2 pseudogenes are annotated in these 1,299 nt (G+C 59.6%); one reads left to right on the top strand and one right to left on the bottom strand.

The features are described from left to right. A pseudogene (locus KHP60_RS24830) lies at positions 1-135 on the top strand (IS5/IS1182 family transposase); the annotation flags it as partial. Between the two features lie 512 nt (positions 136-647). On the opposite strand, the pseudogene KHP60_RS24825 reads toward KHP60_RS24830, so the two are convergent. After that, positions 648-1,151 (bottom strand): annotated as a pseudogene (locus KHP60_RS24825) (transposase); the annotation flags it as partial. Positions 1,152-1,299 lie beyond the last annotated feature (148 nt).

The raw sequence follows: 1,299 nt of genomic DNA, 5'->3' as shown, positions 1-1,299 counted from the left end.
GTGGAGCGAACCTTCGGTTGGCTTGGACGCTGCCGCCGCCTGGCCAAGGACTTCGAAGCCTCCATTGAAAGTGCGGTGGCTTGGGTCTTCATCGCTCATATCCGGATGCTGACAAGACGGCTCGCAAGACCCTGAAACACCACAAGTCTTTTTGAGTCAGCCTCTAAGGCGCGACAAAGAGCCAGTGAACGAGGATCATCGGCTAGAACTTAATCTGCTTGAGATGAGCGCACTTGGTGTTGAACACCGTCCTCCAGCGCAGATGACCGAACAGCAACGGCAACAGGTCCGTGGTGCTGAGGTTGAGGTGACACGGGCGAAGTGGTCTAGCCGCTGTGTTAGTCTGGTTGGCAAATTTCCTTTTTCAGTGAAGGAGGTTTGTCATTCGCAAGAAGCGATTTTCGGTTGAGCAGGTCGTGGCGGTCCTGAAGCAGGCGGACCTGAGACTGCCAGTGGCGGATCTCTCATCCGGCAGGTCGGCATCTCCGAGCAGACGTTCTACCTCTATGGACGGCTCTCACGTTGCAAGCAGAATTGGCTCTGATTGGCGTTGGTCAGTTGCAAACATCTATCCGGCATCACCCGTGACTGGGGCGCCGAAATGGGGAATCGGGACTGCCGGAATTTCCGTGTACGGGCCGGGTTCATCATCCCAGCCGGAAGCGGCCTTCAAAGAGAATGGCGAACTGGGCTTTCGCCATGCCCCATTCGCGTGGCGGCATCTTCCACTCTTTCTGCGTCTGCCTCAGGACCAGGAACAACAGCTTGAACGCACTCTCATCGGTGGGAAAGTGCCCTCGAGCCCGAACCGCCCGACGCAGCTTGGCATTGAGCGCCTCGATGGCATTGGTCGTATAGATGATCCGGCGCACCTCGTCGGGAAAGGCAAAGAACGGGATCACCGCCGGCCAGTTGCGCCGCCAGGACGCTGCGATGGCTTCATACTTGCGGCCCCAGACGGAGGTCGCGAATGCCTCCAGGGCCGCCTGGCCGGCCTCGGCATCCTTGGCCCGGTAGATCTCTTTCAAGGCCGCCGCGACAGCTCTGCGGTCCTTGTACGCCACGAAGGCCAGCGACGAGCGGATCAGATGCACGATGCAGGTCTGAACCTGGGTCTCCGGGAACACCGCCGTGATCGCCTCGGGAAAGCCTGAGGTGGCTCGGTTTGTCTGAACAGGGTTTTCGGTTCGCTAAGTGGAGCGTCTGCCGGGTTAGGCCGCCGCGCGTTGCGGCAACGGATTAAAGTAGGCCTGATCGGGTGTCCTCCGGTCAAGGCCCGAATGAGGCCTCCGGCTATTG

The organism is Microvirga sp. 3-52, from assembly GCF_018383585.1.
Taxonomy (GTDB): Bacteria; Pseudomonadota; Alphaproteobacteria; order Rhizobiales; family Beijerinckiaceae; genus Microvirga.
This window is presented reverse-complemented; position numbering and strand designations above follow the sequence as displayed.